The organism is Metallosphaera javensis (ex Sakai et al. 2022) (assembly GCA_021654415.1).
In the GTDB taxonomy this organism is placed as follows: domain Archaea; phylum Thermoproteota; class Thermoprotei_A; order Sulfolobales; family Sulfolobaceae; genus Metallosphaera; species Metallosphaera javensis.
In genome coordinates, this window is record AP024487.1 from 1431041 (window position 1) to 1448382 (window position 17342).

Below are 17342 nucleotides of genomic sequence, written 5' to 3' on the forward strand. Positions count from 1 at the left end.
CACAAGTACTAGCGATCTAAAGGTCTCATCAGCTCTTAGGAGATAAGGAAAATATTATAGGTTATTCAACTTAAAGATCTATAATGCATGAGTGGTCTATAGCAGATGCCGTAGTACGCACTGTGGAAGATATGATGGAAGGGAGGGAGGGACGAGTCTCTAAGATAGTTTTAGGAGTTCCACGTATATCCTTCTTGGACGTAGAGATCTTAATTGAGGCATTTGACGAGCTTAAGAAAAATACCAGTTTGAGTGATTCACGATTGGAAGTTAACATCAGGGAACCTAGTTTCACGTGTCAGAGATGCGGATTCGTCTTTCACTTAAACGATATAAAGTCTCAAGTTGATGATTTGAGGTCTGAGTTCGGTGAGGAGTACCCCCTTCATCTAATTCCCATGTTAGGCCCTTCATTTCTGACGTGTCCCCATTGCGGTTCACATGACATTTCAGGCAATGATGATATAGTTGTGGAGAGGGTTGAGATTGAATCCACTGTTAAACCTAGCTAGGAAAAAATTCCAAGGTAAAAAGACGATAGCGGTCATGAGCGCTAAGGGAGGTGTTGGCAAGAGCGTTATTTCCTCCCTATTAGCTATTGCACTCTCGAGGGATCATGACACCTTACTAGTTGATCTAGATATTCATACAATGGCTCTTCCAAAGTTATTTGGTTACGACGGGGTACTTCATGAGGTAAGTAAAGAGGGTATAATACCATTTCGCATTGCTCAAAAGTTAAAATTGTTAACCCTAGGTGGGGTAGTGAAGGGCAGAACAGTGATATTACCGGGAAGAAATCAAGAAAGAGTGATGGAGTCCCTGTTGGGTACCGGAGCTATAAAGGAGGATGTAATTGTCTTCGACTTACCACCCGGCTTGGGCGACGAGATACTAGTGCTGGAGAAGGTTACGGATTTCCTTCCGCTAGTTGTAACCAATCCCTCAACGCTTTCGGTTAGGGTTGTGGAATATCTGTTGAAGTACCTCGAAGAAAAGGGAAAAAACCCATTACTAATTGTGAACATGTCGTTCATGAAATGTGGCTCAGAAGTAATAAGACCATTTGGAAGTTTAAATGAACAGGTTAGTAGAAGGGGACTCCAAATAGTGGAACTACCCATGGACGAGACTCTTAATCGGTTCGTGGGAAAAATCCAGGAATACAGGGGAAACCTCTTAGATGAAATGTACAAGTTGAGTTCAATAATAAATGAAAGAATGCGTTAAATCAAAATCATCAGCAACTAGTTGGAACATTACTCAATTTTGCAATTCAGGCTTTAGTCGCTTAGATAATCAGAGATAATCAGGTAGTTGTCTCCTTCCTCAGAGATTCCGGTTTGGCTTAGAGCCCTTATCTGCTCTTCCAACTCTCCCATTTTGACATCCTCGGGCCAGTGTATGGAGTATTGTTAAGCGACACGTCGAGTTTTCAATTTAATATTTGGTAGAGCTTATAGGGCCTTAATTACAGTAACTCCATACACTATCCTCGGGCGTGATATATCCAGTTGATCTTCTCACGATTTAATGCTGATTATATTATCTTCCACAAATATACAATCTAATGTGAAATCGTTTAGATTAACAGCTTCGGGGATTGTCCAAGGAGTAGGATTCAGACCATTTGTATTTAGGATTGCATTGAAGAGTGGTGTCCGAGGATTCGTAAGAAACCTGAGCGGGAGCGAAGTTGAGATTGTGATTCAAGGCAATTCAGAAAATATATCGAGATTTTTCTCATTATTCTTCCTTAACCTACCTCCTATGTCCAGGTTGGAACAGGTTACAATAACGCCTTTTGATGGAGAAATCCTTGAGAATTTTAAAATATTGAAGAGTGAAGTTATAAGATACGAAGCTAGTCAGATCCCCCCAGATTTTTCAGTTTGTTCGGATTGCATGAGGGAGGTGCTTGATTCAAGAAACAGGAGGTATAGGTATCCGTTTAACAGTTGTGTAAACTGCGGTCCTAGGTTTTCCATGATGATGAAAGTTCCCTATGATAGGGAAAACACTGCAATGAGTAAGTTCCCATTATGTGACGAATGCGCCCAGGAATACAGTGATCCAGATAATGAAAGGAGATTTGATGCTCAAGGAATAAGTTGCCCTAAATGTGGACCTAGGCTCTATCTCGAGGACTTATATGGCAATCGCTTAGATGGGGATCCCATAGCGTTAACTGGAAAACTCCTAGCAGAAGGCAAAATAATTGCCATCAAGGGAATAGGGGGATTCCATATAGCATGTGATCCTTTCAACGATGATATCGTGCTAATGCTAAGGGCCAGGAAGGGAAGACCATCAAAGCCCTTCGCCATAATGTCTATCTCAAGCGACGTAATATCGAATTTCGCTGAAATGTCTCCAGTGGAAAGGGACATCCTAGAGTCGCCTGAGAGGCCCATAGTCCTCCTCAGGAAAAGGGAGGATTCACCCATTTCTAGATATGTATCGCCTGGGCTAGACAGAGAGGGATTCTTCCTATACTATACACCTCTACATTACATGTTACTTAGCGAGGTTAAGGGTAACACACTAATAATGACGAGTGCCAACAAGCATGGCTATCCCATGTGCGTCACCGAGTCTTGCGTAAAGGAAAAACTTAACGGAATAGTGGATTACTTACTCTATCACGACAGGGATATAGTAAACAGGGTAGACGATAGCGTGATCAAGTTCACAGGAGATCGTTTTCATATCCTGAGAAGGGGTAGGGGTTACGCTCCGCTCTGGATAAGGATGAAGGGTAAGTTCAAAGGTCCTGCCATAGCCCTAGGTGCGGAGCTTCAAAATGCTGGTGCAGTCATGTTTGACGATAAGGTCATACTCACTCAGTACGTGGGTGATACTGACAGGTTAGAAAACCTTCGCGAAATGGAAAAGATGTTAAACTTCCTCATGGATACGTATAACGTGAGGCCTAGGGCTGTCTTAGTGGACAAGAATCCAAGCTATCAGAGTAGACAGATTGCTCAAAAAATGTTAGAGAAGTTCCCCATGGAGATGGTTGAAGTGCAGCATCATTTTGCTCATGTCCTAAGTGTTGCTGCGGATCACGGCTTGGATGAGGGAGTAGCAATTGCAATAGATGGCGTTGGATATGGAGATGACGGTAATGCATGGGGAGGCGAGATTTTACGATTCGCCGGAGACGAATATGAAAGGGCCTATCATCTGAAATACGTTCCGTATCCAGGAGGTGACGTCAACGCACTGAAGCCCAGAAGGATGTTGGCCATATTTCTTTCCCAAATCATGTCATTAGAAGAAGCAGGGAAGACGGCTGGTCTGAACGAGAATGAGATAGCGATGTTAAGAAGCTCCTTAAGAGTGAATAGAATATATACCTCCAGTACTGGTAGATTTCTAGACTCCGTTTCAGCCTTTCTAGGCGTATGTGATCAGAGAAGGTATGAGGGCGAACCGGCAATAATGTTGGAGGCATCGGCCAGAGGAGGAAGACTCTTGGACTTAAACATACCAGTTGTGGGAAATGAGATAGACACTTCTGAAGCGTTCAGATGGCTTCTCTCGGAGCAAGGAAAAGTGAACGATATTGCGCTGACCGTGCAATATAGGCTAGGCGAAGCCCTAGCTAAGGCGGCGCTAAAGCTAAATCCTCAACTTATCCTTTTCTCAGGCGGTGCCGCTGTGAACGAGTATATTCTAAAGGGATTAAAGGAAAACTCGGAAGGTATAGAAGTAATTACACCGAGGAGAGTTCCATCTAATGATGGGGGAATAGCCTTAGGTCAGGCCCATTATTTACTACTTTCCCAGCAGAGCTAATTAGCCTATGTGAGTTTTATAATGTGTGAGAGTACTCATAGCTGGAGTTGGAAACATATTCATGGGGGATGATGGATGCGGGAGCGTTATGGCAGAGGTGTTAAGGGACTGTGTTGACGGAGCAGACGTGGTCGACATTGGAACGGGTGGCCTTCCGCTCACTGATTACCTAGAAAATTTTGATGTGATTATAGTTGTTGACGCCGCTGCCATTAGCGAGGACGTAAAGGTAATAGAGGTCACTGGAGAGATTAGTTCAGACGGTGTAGGCGAAGAGGTTCTGTCCCTCATATTGGGGGGATCACATGGACTGGGAATCATGGATATAGTTAACTTTCTAAGATTGGGGGAAAGAAAGCCTCAAGTCCTGATAGTGGGATGCAGACCGATTAGTGTGGAAGTTAGAGTTGGTCTTTCAAAGGATATGATCGTCAACTGCTTGAAGGCTTTGGACGAAATTGCAAGGTTAGGCTCAAGGTTTAATGTGAAAATAGATGTTGAGAAAGCTAGGGCCAAACTCCTGAGCAAGGTAGAAGGTTTAATCTAATTCCCTATTTAGTTGGTTGAGAACCGAAAGGAGATTTTCTTCTATCTTAGCTGGATTTATCTTTTTTATAGCATATCCTCCGTGAACTAGAACTAGATCTCCTTTCTTGGCATCAACCAGTCCCAATTCTATTTCTCTTCTGATTCCTCCAAAATCAACTAGTGCAGTTCCGCCTCTGACTTCCACTACTACACCAACCACTGCCATATCGTAGGGGTCATATTCAGACATTTTGCACAACTCTCGCTAACTCCTCTTCATATTTGAGTATCTCCTTAAACTCCTCTTCACTTATTTTTTCCATTATCATCCCGTAGCTAACTACTACATAGTCACCTTCTTTAAGATCCTCGAAGCCATTGAGTAAAACCGGTTCGATGATGCTATTCCCATAATCCACGAATGCTATGGGATCCGCAACCTGTATTATCCTAGCTGGAAAGCTTAAGCACATCAATAAATATATGTCGCTTTAAGATAAAAGCTTTCCTTGAGGCTAACAGTTGCACCCACGGTTCCTTAGATTGATTGTGAGATCCTATCATAAGATTATTACTGGAAAAGGTTAGGGTTACCAACCTGTAGTCTTGTCATGATATTGTATTCAGTTCTTTACATCCTCTTTCAAAAGGTTATTTCCCTAGAACGTTCAAGATAAAATATGTCACTTTAAAACCCATGTTACTTGGTAATCTTAAAAGAGCTTTTTGGGTCTAGGAGTTAGAAAACCATATTGCAGGACATAGGTTGTTGTATACTTGTAATCTTAGATGTGGAAGTGCCCATTTTGGCGACGAAAGGATAGTGTGTGGACTATCTGTTTAGCGACGTCTTCGGTTCTCTTTCAATTGGACATCTAGCAGAAACTTGGAGGCCTTTGATTACAGTATCTCCACACACTAACGAAAGGATGAGAAATTATTATCCCTTGAAGAGGAGATCTTAATGTTAAAATCTCTGGAGAGCCGGCGTCTTATTTATGGGATTCGAAGGAGGAGAGCCGTTGTTGAGAAGAGATCTAGAACAGATATTGGAAGAGTCATTTAGGCGTTTTTATACCTCGCTAGTTACAAACGGGTGATTATTGAAGGAGAGGGCTAAAAGCGTAAGCGAATATCATGATCATTTATTCGTATTCGTTGACGGGATAGCTGATGTCCACGATAAAATAAGGGGAATACCCGGTTCTTTTGAGAGGGCCATAGAGGGTATTAAGGAGGCTAGAAGGTACTTGTCAATATTAATTAGTTTCACATTGACTAAAGAAAATACGGATCAGGTCAAGGATGTGATAGAACTTTCTAGAAAGCTAAACGTCGGAATTAGTATTCAGGTGGAGTATGATTACACTGCTTCCGAGAAACTGAGTCCAGATAAAATGAAACTTTATGAGGCGTTAAAACTCATTATAGAATTGAAAAAGAGAGGATATCCCATAGTTGATCACTGGATTACTTCGAGACCATGATTAATTCTTGGTACAACCAGATATCATGGAAGTGTAAGCCTTGGTTAACCATAAATATTGATCCACAGGGAAAAATTGTGTTACCCTGTTACGTACTAAACGGGTATAGCGGAAATTACAGGATATGGGATATGGATATAGTTAAATTATGGGGCACCTACCCGTGGAGTGGGTATGAGAGATGCAACAAGTGTGCATTAGCCTGCTATTTGGAACCATCGTTATTTTGGTCAAATGGTGCAATGATGAAGGAAAAATATAGATAATATGGCGAGCTACATCTCTAATGTCATATCCATTAGATCTTTTATGTAAAGGAGATTTTTACTTAATATTCTGTAGCGTCTATCAATTTAACTAACCTCCGTAATATGATGCCTCTGCTCAAGAAGCTACCATCTAGCATCTTTATAAAACTCGGTTCCAAAGAGTACTTTAATGCTAAATCCATTAGCTATGGATACTATAGATCTTAAAGTGAAAATCAGGGATAATATGATAGCATATGCTAGCTCCTCTGGAAATAAGCTAAGGGGATACGAGAGGATGTTCATTGGTAAGGACCCAAGAGAACTTCCAGACATAATCCCAAGAGTTCTCTCTACATGTGCCCAATCCCATACCCTCGCCTATATCAGGGCAGTGGGAGACAATAACATGGATCCTATAGGAAATCTTATGGTCAGTCTAGAGATAATTGAAAGTAACATAAAGCATCCTTACGCGTACTGGCTTCCATATTTGGGCGGTACAGAATATGAATTTCCTGGCGGGATGAAGTTCAGGAAAGTTTCCCATATTGCTAGGAAAATAAGGACAGTGATGGAGAAAATAGGTGGAAAATGGCCTTCCGTAGAGTACGTAAGGAAGGGTGCTAGGCTTACCTTCAAAAGAGATGAACTGAAGGAAGTAATAGACTTTCTTGAACGCGAGATGCTTGGTATGAGCCTTCAGGAGTTCTTAGAGATCGAGGAATTAGAGGAACTCAAGGGAGATCTTAGGCACCTTAACACAGGGTACTGGAGAGCCGGTTTGGGGAGATATATCTCGGCTTGGACATATCTGGACATTTCAAAAATAGAAGATCGCGGAGACAGCATATTATATGAGGGGGCGCCAGTGGAAGTGGGACCCCTCGCACAAGCTCTCACGTTTGATAAAATGACAATCAAGTTGCATCGTGATATGGGACCATCTCCTCTGTTGAGGGAATTGGCTAGGGTAAAGGTTGCAGTCAAGTTGATTCTTGAGCTAAAAGATCTAGAAATGGAATCCGAAGGGTTAGCCATACGAGGAGATGGAATCGGGTATCTGGAGTCCATAAGGGGTGTCCTGATCCATCAAGTAAAGCTGGGCAATAGGGTGATAGACTACAATGTAATTCAACCCACAACGTTTAATGCCACCCCCAAAGGTGCCTTGGAAAATGCGGTGCTGGGAATTCCAGTCTCTGATTACAAGAACCCGTGGGAGATTTCACTAGCTGTAAGCTCCTTAGACTCCTGTTTCATTACCAATGTCGAGGTATATCTGGACGATAAATACCTGTTTACGAAAAGAGTGGGAGGATTTTGTTGATTTGACCGATGAATATTACCGGTTCCTGAATGTTGACCGTGATGACGCCGTTAGAACGAAAATCTGGAATCAAGAAATTTAAGTGAAAGGACATCGAGTGTAACGGTAATTAATGGGCCCTTGACATTTTCTCCACGATTCTTTGTGCTACCAATCTAATACCATCAAAGGTCAGGATGATAACGTCTTCCTTGATCTCAATTAACCCAGATGAGAGTAAGTCCTTGAGCACATCCTCCTCTATTTCCTCCTTTCTTGTTTCCCTGTTAAATGCCATGTTCATGTAGATAGTTTGTAGCGTGTCAAGTATACCATAGAGTTTGGATAGTTCCCTGAGTCCCTTCTCTGTTAGGTAGAAAAATTGACTTTCCTGCTTTATTAACCCTTCCTCTAGTAATTTTTCTACATCTATGTTACTCACTACTAGTTCTTCTCTCCTTCTTGGAGCCACATTTATTTCCTCGAGAGCAAGCAACTTAGAAAGCATCTTGCCACCTCCCTATACTCAGGGGAAAACGCAACTATTGTTATCATGCTATTCTTTCCCTTCAATTTAGCCCTTATTAAATAGTCTTCCAGTTCAGAATAGGAAAGCACACCTGGATATAAGTCCTTGAGTCCCACAACAAGGAATTTAACAGACCTAGAGGAATCCACTATGATGATCTCATCATCCATGAAGTCTTCAAGAGCTTCTAGGTTGGCCCCCACAAAGATGCCACCGAACTCCTCGACAATCTTGCCCGCATCATCCCCGAAGATTTCGTTTCCAATACCCACAAGTTTCATAGTCTCATCGATAGTACTTCTTTTCCACCATCTAGTACGTGCACATTACATACCATGCATGCGTCGTGTGATCTGACAACGTGGGCCACCTCAATTGGGTTATTGGGGTTCTCCACCTCAATTCCCTGAAGTGCCATGGACAAATGGCTTGGATTGCCGAAGGGATCCTCGGGTCCCATGTTAATCTGAGTTGGTGTGACTACTTGATAATTCTTAATCTTTCCGTCCTCTATTACTATCCAGTGACCCAGGGAACCCCTAGATGCCTCAACTAACCCATAGCCTCTTCCTGAAGGTTTCTCCTCAGGTTTTATATAGGTAGTTTCATCGTATTCGTAGCTCTCCAATTCCTCATTCATGATCTCATGAATTCGAGCAAGTCTAACAATTCTGGCCATCTCTCTGACTAGGACGTTGGTGCCCATTCTATAAACTAGGTCCGTCAGCAGGGGATCTCCCGCCACTACCATCATAGCTAAGGCCCCGACCTCTGGGGCCACATACTTCGTTCCAAGTTTATATCTGAAAGCCTTAGTGAACGTATACTTTCCCTTAGACTCCGGTGATAATGGAGTGGTTTCACCGTTATATGGGTGAAGTCCAACCTTATCTCCCTGCTCATAGGTGTAGAACGAGTGAGAGACGAACTCCACGATGTTTTCCTCATTGATTTGATGAACCTCGTGAGTCTTAAGGTCCAATAAACCTTCCCCAAACCTCTTTTTCTCCACGCCTGTAGGTGGATCGTAATGCTCAGGAAGAGTTACGTGACCATAACTCATGAGAAATTGAGAACCACTACCTATCTTATCCCATTTCATTTCTAGTCCATAGTTCCATATCTTGGAGACGTCACCGTTGGGATAATCCTTGCTCCACTGATCCAAATCTTTTTTACTCTTCAGCTCTAGGAACTGATCTAAGGGACCTCCTAGAACTGTCTTCTCAAGAAATTCAGTCTCTATAGAGGCGAGTATGGATCTGGCCTTTATTATATCATTGCTTAATGGATCAGTGGTAACGCCTCCAGGGATCATTGCTGAACCATGGGGCCACTGTCCACCAAATATTGCGTAAATTTCGGTGTATCTCTTGGACCAATGTACTGCCTGTTTATAGGACTGACCAAGATAGGGAGCCCATCTCAGCACCATATCTCTGTAAAAACCCAATTTTTCATATTTTGAATTTATTGTGTCTATGAGGAACATGAGGTAGGTATGTCTAACATCGTTCTGCCCCATTTCAGCTAACGTCATTACGTTCCTTAGCCTTACCGCGTTGGATGGTACCCTAGCCTTATAGGCCATTTCCAAAGCCTTTGCAGCAGAAAGGAGATGTGAACCCCCACATATACCGCATATCCTTGGGGTTATGACTAAAGAATCCATGGGAAATTTTCCCTTCAGTATGATTTCTATCCCTCTGAACAATCTGGACATGGGAAATGCCTTCAGGACCTTCTTTCCCTCAAAAATCACCTTAAGGTCCAAGTCACCCTCAACCCTATTGAGCGGACTTATTACTTTCTCATTCAATCCAATCCCCCTTCTTTCTTATTAGGGGTTTCTCCAAGAATTGTGGAGCTGCACCACGGGCTATCGCAGCGAAGGTCACGTACGCACCCTTGCTCACGCCTAAGGGTAGCTTCTTGGGGATTCCGGATCTGTTCTTCTCCGTCTTGAAGAAATTGAACGTGGGAAAATCAAACTCTGTACATCCCATGCATGGCGTGCCAACCCTCGTTTTACTGCTTTGATTATTCCAGAGAATGTTGTTGCATGAACTTCTGGTATAAGATCCTCTACATCCCAAATCAAAGAACAGACATCCCTCCCTATGTCCAAATTCCTTAGCTGTTATCTTGTAAGTGAAATAGGGTTGCCTGGGGCAGCCAAATTGAGTGGTGGTGGCGTAAAACATTTTGGGACGATTGAATTCGTCCAACATCTCTGGTGTAATCTCCCCCTTCAGGATAAGGGTTAAAGTGGATATAAGCCATTCGGGATGAACTGGACAACCAGAGAGGTTTATGACAGGAAGGCCAGATTTGCTTCTGAAATCTTTGCCTAAGAAACCGTTCATTTCCTTTTTGTGGAATTGCAATCCTGTTGATTCGGTTGGATTTGGATCGGCGGCTGGAATCCCGCCGAAACTGGCACAGTCTCCCACGGCCACAACATAGTGTGATAGGGGCGCAATTTCTTTGACCCAGTATATCATTGGTTTACCAGCAAACATATTGAATGTTCCCTTTCCCGCTGGACCCCTTATTACTGAACCTTCGAATAGAAGAACATGTAACTCTATCTTTCCTTCAATAATGGAATCCAATATTTTCTTTAAGTCCTTACCACATTCCTGTGAGAGAGATGGATGCCAAAGGAGTTTCGCTTCGTTAAGATAAAGGAAGGAAAGGATGTCGGGATCGGTAGCATTTAGCGTGGAGAGAGTATTCCCTCCACATGCTCCCCCTTGTAGCCACAGGAGGTTCTTCATTACAGTCTAATAACTCCTTAAAATAATAAGGTTTAGTTTAAGGCATATTAGAGCTATTATCACATCTAGAGAGGCGAATCTAAGATATTTACTAAAGGTGTGAATACTCTAGCATATTCTAAGATTGGGGCTATCCATATTGTTGTGTATTTGAGGAGTCTTTAACGTGAAATACACAACAGATCTGACTAGCCCCTAAGATTAATACAAGATTCTAGCCCATCGTGACTTGCTAATATATCGCATCATCTTTCTAGAAAAGCCTCAAGAAATATTGGACTTAGTCTGACAAAAGTTTAGATCTAGGTGTAAAAATATATATACTATATATCACATCCGAATAGTAATACCAGCTTAAATGCTTCAACTTTTATTGTTTTGACGAAAATTTTTAAATACTAATGTTCAAAGATATTTATATGTCAAACAGGGACGATGATTACAGGGAGGGAATAGAAAAGTTAAAGGAGATAGTAGCATATCTGAACTCTACCGGGATTTTGGATAGTGTATTAGACTTCGTAAGCGATGAGGAGAAAGTTAGATCATTCCTTAGATCAAGCACGTATAGAGCCATAGTTGAAATGCTCGGTAATCTCAAGGATATGGTGGATAGGGGTGAGGTAGATTCTGATGACTTTACCAATGGGTTAATTGCAATAGCAAAACATATGGACAAAATAGGCAGGATATTAACTATCCTAGATAAGAATGGTGTATTGGATGTAATAACATCGGGGCTCTCAAAGGCTGCAGAGGCCATGGTTAAGAGTAATAGACAATCCAATATAGTTGAACTCCTCGCATCCCTAGACGATCCAGATGTTAAGAAAACCCTCGCATACCTAAGATATATGCTAAAGGAACTTGGTAGTTCAGTGGAGCCAGTGCTCAACGATGGTCAGCAGAAATAGTCCTTTGGGGAGCCAGGGCTAATCAGGTTTGAGAGCTCCAGTAGAATTAGCATCGCGTTCTTTATGGCTCTTCCTTGAACTGTAAGGGAATATAGGGTAGCAACAGGTCTGCTACTGATAACTTCTCTCTTCACAATTCCATTCTCTTCCAAGTCCTTGAGTCTGATGGACAAAGCCCTTTGAGTTAGCCCATCTATCTTCCTGAGCATTTCGCTGAACCTCATTTTCCCATATTTATCTAAAAGAACAAGAATGCTTAACGTATATTTCTTGGTTATAAGGTCGTATATCGCGGGTGTATATGTGGTACAGAGTTCTCCGTCATCTTTAAGACAACAGCCCATAGGACACACTTAAGCTAACTGTTTAAAAATTCCTCGGAGAATATGAGCTATCCTCCAAGGGGGCAGAGTAACGTGTAATGAAGTCTTGCAGATTATTTACTATTTCGATAGCTCGTCGTGTCCTCTCATTGGTAATTAACGAAAACATCTCATCCATGATTTCTGAGAAAATCCCGTAAAGGCCGGCTTCCCTTACTATCTCGCTCACGTCTTCCCTCAACTCGACTTCAGGATCCTGAATATCCTTTATGGCAAAGGAAAGCCTTATGACGCTGCTTAACAGAAATGACAAAACCATAATCTCGTTGTCACTTTCCTTAGCTAGTTGTAGAAATGTCCTTGCCATGAAGTAGTTATATCTGTCCACGGTATCCCAACCTCTTTACTCTTTCAGTTATCTCCTTTCCCAAGAAATATCTGTCCACAATGACTTCCGCGTTGGGAACCTTGCTAGCAATCTCTACTGCTACCTTTATTACTAATATTGGTGGTACAAAAGGAGACGGTGGGGTATAAATGACCCTTAGTTTTTCCGACTTTTCTACTTTCAGTAATCCCAACTTGACAACCGGAATTCCGCTTTCCGGTTCGATGATGTCGTTTAAAGTATCAATAGGTTCCAGGTCTACCACCAAACTTCACCGCTCTTATGTACCTGGCTCCCGGTTTTCTTAAATCTGCCTGGGAAAGTTTGTATTTAATTCCACCTAAAGCTAGGGCTGAGACGTTGAACCTGGCCCATTCTTCCATTATCTCGGCAAAGGCACGTGCCTCATGAACGCATGCGCCAACTGATAGGATACCGTGGTTCATCAATATAACTATTCTGGGTACTTTGGCTCCTTCTCCTTTCACAGCCTCTCCCACGTTTCTGGCCAATTCTATCGTTCCTGGATGAGAGTATGGTATGATCTTTATGTCCCCAAGTATAGCCGCTGCTTCACCGTGAGTAATCTCAAGGTAACCGGAGAGCGCTGTCCCCATGGTATAGGGAGGATGTGCATGAATTACTGCGTTCACGTCCGGCCTATTTTTATAGACCTGAAGATGCATGTTTACTTCAATGGACGGCCTCAAATCACCCTTTACTATGTTACCATCTAGATCTATCTGGACAAGATCTTCGGGACTTAGCTCCGATCTTGGATAACCTGAGGGAGTTATCCATATTTTATCGGAACCCGGCAGTCTAGCGCTCTGATTACCACCTGCATTGCTCACCATTCCTCTCCAGTACATTGTTCTTACGCTAAGGACGAGCGCCTGTTTCAATTGCTCCTCGTTAGATTGACAAAGTTTGCAGTATGTGTTTCCTATCATATAAACCATGGTCTCACCTTCTGCATCTGGGACTCACGTTAACTATTCTATGGGTAGCCCAGATCCAGCAAGTTCCTTCTTGCGATACCATAGGTGCGCCTTTAGGGTCATCTGGTTTGCATGTCTTCCCGTATAGGGGGCACTCCGGTGGATCTATAAGCCCCATCACAACTTCCCCACATCTGGCTCCAGCCACGTACTCGTCCTTTGATTTGGTCCTGTCCTTTAAGCCATATTGAACCCTCGCGTCCTTTTTGCTGAACTCTTCCTTTAATCTGAACCCCGCTTTAGGAAACACGGCGACCCCCCTAACATATCCATCCTCCAAATCGAAGACTTTCTCCATAACCTGCTGTGCCTTTACATTTCCCTCCCACGTTACCGATCTAGTGTACTCGTTTTCTATTCTGGGTTTCCCTTCCTCAATTTGCTTTAGTATCATATACACAGACATAAGGACGTCTATTGGTTCGAAACCAGTTGCCACCATTGGTTTCTTGGATCTTAGAAAGTATTCGTAATATGGCCTTAGACCTGTGACGGTCACGGAATGGCCAGCCGATATGAAGGCATCTATACCGAGGACGTTAGATTCCATTACAGAGCCCTGTATGGCTGGAGTATATCTATAGGAAACTAGGAAGCTCAGATTGTCTGGAACGTCTTTCAACATTTCAAAGGCAGTAGCTGGAGCCGTTGTATCCATTCCCACTGCGAAGAACAGGAAATCCTTACTCGGCTCCCTTCTGGCCATCTTCACGACATCCTGTACCCCATAGATTACCCTAACGTCTCCTCCCATGGCTCTGGCTTCCTCTAGTGACATCTTTGTTCCCCTGGCTCTACTCATGTCCCCATAGGTTGCCACTATCACGCCGTCCATGGCTAGCTTGACTGCGTCGTCTATGTCCGTGGCGGGCGTTATGCAGACAGGACAACCTGGACCCGCTCTGACTTCAACGTTCTCTGGAAGAAGAGATCTTATTCCGTAATGGGTTATTGTCCATTCATGGCTTCCACATACGTGCATAATCATTATGTTCTCCTCTATTTTCTTGGCCAATTCCTCTATTCTTACTCTAAGAGCTTTGGCTAGATTTGGATCCCTATAATACTTTAGCAGTGATAAGTATTCACTCATTCACTACCACCTATAATTTCGTAAAAGTCCTGCCTTTTTTTCTCGTGAGATAGATCCTTTGTCATCTCATTCCATATTTCAATGGTTCTTCTGGCTTCATCCTCGTCAATCACTTGTATGGCATAACCTGCGTGAACCAATACATAGTCCCCCACTTTAGCGTTAACCAGTGAAAGGAGAACGTTGTCTCTTATTGTGCCGTTCCCGAAATCTATCTTCCCGAAATCTCCTATGATCTCCACAACTTTTCCAGGAAAGGCAACGCACATCCTACTCACCGTAAACCGACTTAAGTTCCTCCTTCTCGGAATCGCTGAGCTCGTATAGGGGGAAATAATCCTCATCGAAATATATCATTGGCGCACCGCAGTGTCTGGGCATCTCAATTTCCTTACCGCATCCTTCACATCTCAATATCTCCCTCTTCCTGAAGTTGCCTCTTTGAAGGTATTTCATGCCCATCCCGCAATGTACCGGGACAGGAAGTTCAGACTTACATATTACACATATTAGCTTTTCCATTTCTCTCACCTAACATATCCTTGGAACTGGGTCGCCCATTGGCCTTCCAACATATCTCTCCCCTCCTACTACGGTCTCCATTATCACTCCCTCCAAATCCTTCCTGACCTCCCCTATGACCATTGCGTCCTTTCCAAGTGGATCAGAATGTAGGGCATCTATGACGTCCTTTACATACTCAGGGGATACTGCTAGGACTGCCTTCCCCTCGTTGCCCAACTCCAAAATATCCATACCCAGAAACTCAACGGCGGCCCTTACATCATCCTTAACTGGGATATCGTTCTCCCTTATAAAGATCCCTAATCCGGATTTTTCTGACCAGTCTTGAAGTAGATCTGCTAGTCCGCCCCTCGTCGGATCCTTGGCATCTGCTATCCCTCCTATTTCAAGGATATTCATTATCAATTTGTTCAGTGGTGCAACATCGGATGCCACGTTAGATTCGAACCCCACTCCCTCCCTAGATGAGAGGACCGCGATGGCATGATCTCCAAGGGTACCGGTTACTACTATCTTATCCCCGTCTCTGAGGTTTGTGGGAACTAGCCAATTACGAGGTTGCCTGCTCTTCCTCAAGGTTTCAATATTATGATCTAGTTGCCTAGGCCTTGTCCCTATTCCCGCGGTGTTGATGACTATTTTATCTAGGCTACCCCTCTCCATGACTTTCGTGTCACCAGTCACTATATGAACGCCAGCCTCCTTTGCAGTGCTCTTTATGCTTTCAACTATTTTCTCCAGTTTATCCTTGGGAAATCCCTCCTCTAATACCACACCTAGACTCAAGGCTGTGGGTTCTCCCCCCATCATTGCTATATCATTTACTGTTCCACTTACGCTAAGTCTTCCTATATCTCCACCCCTAAAGAAGATGGGTCTAACTATGAAAGAGTCTGTAGTAAATACTACCCCGTTTATCACAGCGGCGTCATCCATCATTTCCAATCCCACTTCACCGAATCCGTCACTTAGCCTCAAAAAGACATCCCTTATCAACGAGTGCATATATGTTCCGCCAGCTCCGTGAAGTAGGGTAATTACGTTCTTTCTATCAGGTACTTCCATCAGTAGATAGTTGATTTTGAGGGTAATAAATGTATATAACCAATGAGATACATCTCTTTTTTTAAAAAATATTTAATAAAGAAATGTAATTCTTTGTGAAGGTCATGTCCACACCACGGGCAATAATAAATAGCTATACTCAAATATACCATGAATAATGTTTTTCCTTACCCATTAATGTATAAAAACTAGTGGATCCATGTTTATTGAGTCTTAATGGTTTCAGCGTTAGTGGGAGCTTACATTTTTTATGTTGTAGGAATGACAGTGATTCTAAGTGTATCCTTTGAGAGGGCATATCGTAATGGAGGATTGTATTTCTGGTTACTAATCTTGGCCTCTATTTCAACAACCACATTTCTTGTATCTTTCTCCCAGAGCCTAGTATCCATGGCGATATCAATCATTTTAACTGTCGTTCCTGTTACACTATACAACTTCGGTGTAAGGCCTCAGGTGACCAGCGTAGTGGCACTACTTAGTGGCGAGCTCCTAATGAGTCTCCTTTATTACGTTCTTCTAAGGGGCCTAGGAAACGCAATAGTGACCCTGAAGGTTTATGGGACTGACATTCCTTCCGTCTCGTTTACTCCTATGGATGTCGTTTATGCCGTACTGGAACTGGCCAATTCGTTCATGTTTTTCCTGATGATATTTCCAGAGATCCTCTACTTCTCGATAAGGAACAAGGACTACTTTCCATTGATCGTGTCTTCATTGGGTCTTGGGGGACCCAACATCGCGTCCGAGATGACACATTCAATTCTTCCTCTACCCTATGATCCAGTAAGAGAGGCAAGCATATTCGTTGCCTCACTTTCGTTGATCCTCTCTGCATATATTTCCCGGGAATTCATCATTGGGAAAATGAAATCTAGATATATACTATTTCTGGTTTCGAATTTTATATTAAGCATCTCTGGAATATTTTATTCCGTGACCATAAATGAGATTCCCTATGGTTTAGCTACGCTGATAACGCTCTTTCTAGCGTTTCAGAGGCCAACAATACATGTATCGAATAGAAAGTTAGTATTATTATCATGTATTCCACAATATTTGTGGGGGATGTCTATAGCGTTTTGGTTTAACCTAACCAACTTAACTTATGTGATGGGAATTGCCATGTTCTTGCTTTATGGTGGGCTTATGCTAATGAGTATGCCCAAGAGAAGGATGAAGGGAATAGGCTAGCAGGAGAAGAGATGGAAAGTGTTACCAATATGGTCAAAAATATTTCAGTTACACGTTCAGTCTGGACATAGTAGGCCTTGTCTTTCAGTTAATCTAGGTATTACCAAAAAGTTTATAAATAAACTAAACGTTATACACCTAGGTGGTAGTAATAGTT

22 protein-coding genes and 2 pseudogenes are annotated in these 17342 nt (G+C 42.7%); 9 read left to right on the forward strand and 15 right to left on the reverse strand.

Annotation, left to right across the window (positions count from 1 at the left end):
• Positions 1–83 precede the first annotated feature (83 nt).
• From QVC96_RS08325 to QVC96_RS08340, 4 genes are all read left to right on the forward strand, one after another.
• Positions 84–512, forward strand: a complete 429-nt coding sequence (locus QVC96_RS08325; RefSeq protein WP_287688882.1) for a hydrogenase maturation nickel metallochaperone HypA — start codon at positions 84–86, stop codon at positions 510–512.
• The gene (locus QVC96_RS08330) at positions 487–1230 is read left to right on the forward strand and encodes a P-loop NTPase (protein ID WP_287688883.1); all 744 of its coding nucleotides are present in this window, start codon (positions 487–489) and stop codon (positions 1228–1230) included. Before QVC96_RS08325 ends, QVC96_RS08330 begins: the two co-directional genes overlap by 26 nt.
• A 303-nt stretch (positions 1231–1533) precedes the next feature.
• Entirely contained in the window at positions 1534–3801 is a 2268-nt protein-coding gene (gene hypF / locus QVC96_RS08335; RefSeq protein ID WP_287688884.1) for a carbamoyltransferase HypF, read from the forward strand.
• Positions 3802–3826: 25 nt separating this feature from the next.
• Positions 3827–4348: a hydrogenase maturation protease gene (locus tag QVC96_RS08340; RefSeq protein WP_287688885.1), complete on the forward strand. Its 522-nt coding sequence runs from the start codon at positions 3827–3829 to the stop codon at positions 4346–4348.
• Here the strand turns inward: QVC96_RS08340 and QVC96_RS08345 are convergent.
• Both QVC96_RS08345 and QVC96_RS08350 read right to left on the reverse strand, forming a co-directional pair.
• Entirely contained in the window at positions 4340–4579 is a 240-nt protein-coding gene (locus QVC96_RS08345) for a HypC/HybG/HupF family hydrogenase formation chaperone (protein WP_287688886.1), read from the reverse strand. The two genes, QVC96_RS08340 and QVC96_RS08345, sit on opposite strands and share 9 nt — an antisense overlap.
• Positions 4572–4802: a HypC/HybG/HupF family hydrogenase formation chaperone gene (locus QVC96_RS08350; RefSeq protein ID WP_287688887.1), complete on the reverse strand. Its 231-nt coding sequence runs from the start codon at positions 4800–4802 to the stop codon at positions 4572–4574. Before QVC96_RS08350 ends, QVC96_RS08345 begins: the two co-directional genes overlap by 8 nt.
• Positions 4803–5026: 224 nt before the next feature.
• On the opposite strand from QVC96_RS08350, the pseudogene QVC96_RS13890 reads away from it, so the two are divergent.
• The 3 genes and pseudogenes from QVC96_RS13890 to QVC96_RS08360 all read left to right on the forward strand — a co-directional run.
• Positions 5027–5151 (forward strand): annotated as a pseudogene (locus tag QVC96_RS13890) (PTO1314 family radical SAM protein); the annotation flags it as partial.
• Positions 5152–5260: 109 nt separating this feature from the next.
• Positions 5261–6131: pseudogene (locus QVC96_RS08355) on the forward strand (PTO1314 family radical SAM protein); the annotation flags it as partial.
• A gap of 123 nt (positions 6132–6254) precedes the next feature.
• Entirely contained in the window at positions 6255–7394 is a 1140-nt protein-coding gene (locus tag QVC96_RS08360) for a nickel-dependent hydrogenase large subunit (RefSeq protein WP_287688888.1), read from the forward strand.
• 109 nt (positions 7395–7503) lie between these two features.
• On the opposite strand, the gene QVC96_RS08365 is transcribed toward QVC96_RS08360, so the two are convergent.
• The 4 genes from QVC96_RS08365 to QVC96_RS08380 are packed head-to-tail and all read right to left on the reverse strand — an operon-like array spanning position 7504 to position 10682.
• The gene (locus tag QVC96_RS08365; protein ID WP_287688889.1) at positions 7504–7881 is read right to left on the reverse strand and encodes a hypothetical protein; all 378 of its coding nucleotides are present in this window, start codon (positions 7879–7881) and stop codon (positions 7504–7506) included.
• On the reverse strand, positions 7848–8183 hold the full coding sequence (locus tag QVC96_RS08370) for a hypothetical protein (protein ID WP_287688890.1): 336 nt from the start codon (positions 8181–8183) through the stop codon (positions 7848–7850). The genes QVC96_RS08365 and QVC96_RS08370 overlap by 34 nt, the downstream gene beginning before the upstream one ends.
• Positions 8180–9721: a nickel-dependent hydrogenase large subunit gene (locus tag QVC96_RS08375; RefSeq protein ID WP_287688891.1), complete on the reverse strand. Its 1542-nt coding sequence runs from the start codon at positions 9719–9721 to the stop codon at positions 8180–8182. Before QVC96_RS08375 ends, QVC96_RS08370 begins: the two co-directional genes overlap by 4 nt.
• Complete coding sequence (locus QVC96_RS08380; protein ID WP_287688892.1) at positions 9714–10682, reverse strand: hydrogenase; 969 nt, start codon at positions 10680–10682, stop codon at positions 9714–9716. Before QVC96_RS08380 ends, QVC96_RS08375 begins: the two co-directional genes overlap by 8 nt.
• A 419-nt stretch (positions 10683–11101) precedes the next feature.
• Here QVC96_RS08380 and QVC96_RS08385 point away from each other — a divergent pair, with 419 nt between their 5' ends.
• Positions 11102–11596, forward strand: coding sequence for a DUF1641 domain-containing protein (locus tag QVC96_RS08385; RefSeq protein ID WP_287688893.1), 495 nt, complete (start codon positions 11102–11104; stop codon positions 11594–11596).
• Here QVC96_RS08385 and QVC96_RS08390 read toward each other — a convergent pair.
• From QVC96_RS08390 to QVC96_RS08430, 9 genes are all read right to left on the reverse strand, one after another.
• On the reverse strand, positions 11584–11940 hold the full coding sequence (locus QVC96_RS08390) for a winged helix-turn-helix transcriptional regulator (RefSeq protein WP_287688894.1): 357 nt from the start codon (positions 11938–11940) through the stop codon (positions 11584–11586). The two genes, QVC96_RS08385 and QVC96_RS08390, sit on opposite strands and share 13 nt — an antisense overlap.
• Before the next feature lie 22 nt (positions 11941–11962).
• Positions 11963–12307 (reverse strand): hypothetical protein, encoded by a 345-nt coding sequence (locus QVC96_RS08395; protein WP_287688895.1) that lies wholly within the window; start codon positions 12305–12307, stop codon positions 11963–11965.
• Entirely contained in the window at positions 12294–12572 is a 279-nt protein-coding gene (locus tag QVC96_RS08400) for a hypothetical protein (RefSeq protein ID WP_287688896.1), read from the reverse strand. The genes QVC96_RS08395 and QVC96_RS08400 overlap by 14 nt, the downstream gene beginning before the upstream one ends.
• Positions 12550–13269, reverse strand: coding sequence for a class II aldolase/adducin family protein (locus QVC96_RS08405; RefSeq protein WP_287688897.1), 720 nt, complete (start codon positions 13267–13269; stop codon positions 12550–12552). The genes QVC96_RS08400 and QVC96_RS08405 overlap by 23 nt, the downstream gene beginning before the upstream one ends.
• Positions 13270–13273: 4 nt before the next feature.
• Positions 13274–14401 (reverse strand): hydrogenase formation protein HypD, encoded by a 1128-nt coding sequence (gene hypD / locus QVC96_RS08410; protein ID WP_287688898.1) that lies wholly within the window; start codon positions 14399–14401, stop codon positions 13274–13276.
• On the reverse strand, positions 14398–14670 hold the full coding sequence (locus QVC96_RS08415; RefSeq protein WP_287688899.1) for a HypC/HybG/HupF family hydrogenase formation chaperone: 273 nt from the start codon (positions 14668–14670) through the stop codon (positions 14398–14400). The genes hypD and QVC96_RS08415 overlap by 4 nt, the downstream gene beginning before the upstream one ends.
• 1 nt (position 14671) lies before the next feature.
• Positions 14672–14923, reverse strand: a complete 252-nt coding sequence (locus QVC96_RS08420) for a hypothetical protein (protein WP_287688900.1) — start codon at positions 14921–14923, stop codon at positions 14672–14674.
• 9 nt (positions 14924–14932) lie between these two features.
• Positions 14933–15991 carry a hydrogenase expression/formation protein HypE gene (gene hypE, locus QVC96_RS08425; protein WP_287688901.1) on the reverse strand — a complete coding sequence of 353 codons (1059 nt, stop codon included), beginning with the start codon at positions 15989–15991 and terminating at the stop codon, positions 14933–14935.
• A 248-nt stretch (positions 15992–16239) separates the two neighbouring features.
• Entirely contained in the window at positions 16240–16398 is a 159-nt protein-coding gene (locus QVC96_RS08430) for a hypothetical protein (protein ID WP_287688902.1), read from the reverse strand.
• Positions 16399–16459: 61 nt separating this feature from the next.
• Here QVC96_RS08430 and QVC96_RS08435 point away from each other — a divergent pair, with 61 nt between their 5' ends.
• Entirely contained in the window at positions 16460–17185 is a 726-nt protein-coding gene (locus tag QVC96_RS08435) for a hypothetical protein (protein ID WP_287688903.1), read from the forward strand.
• Positions 17186–17342 lie beyond the last annotated feature (157 nt).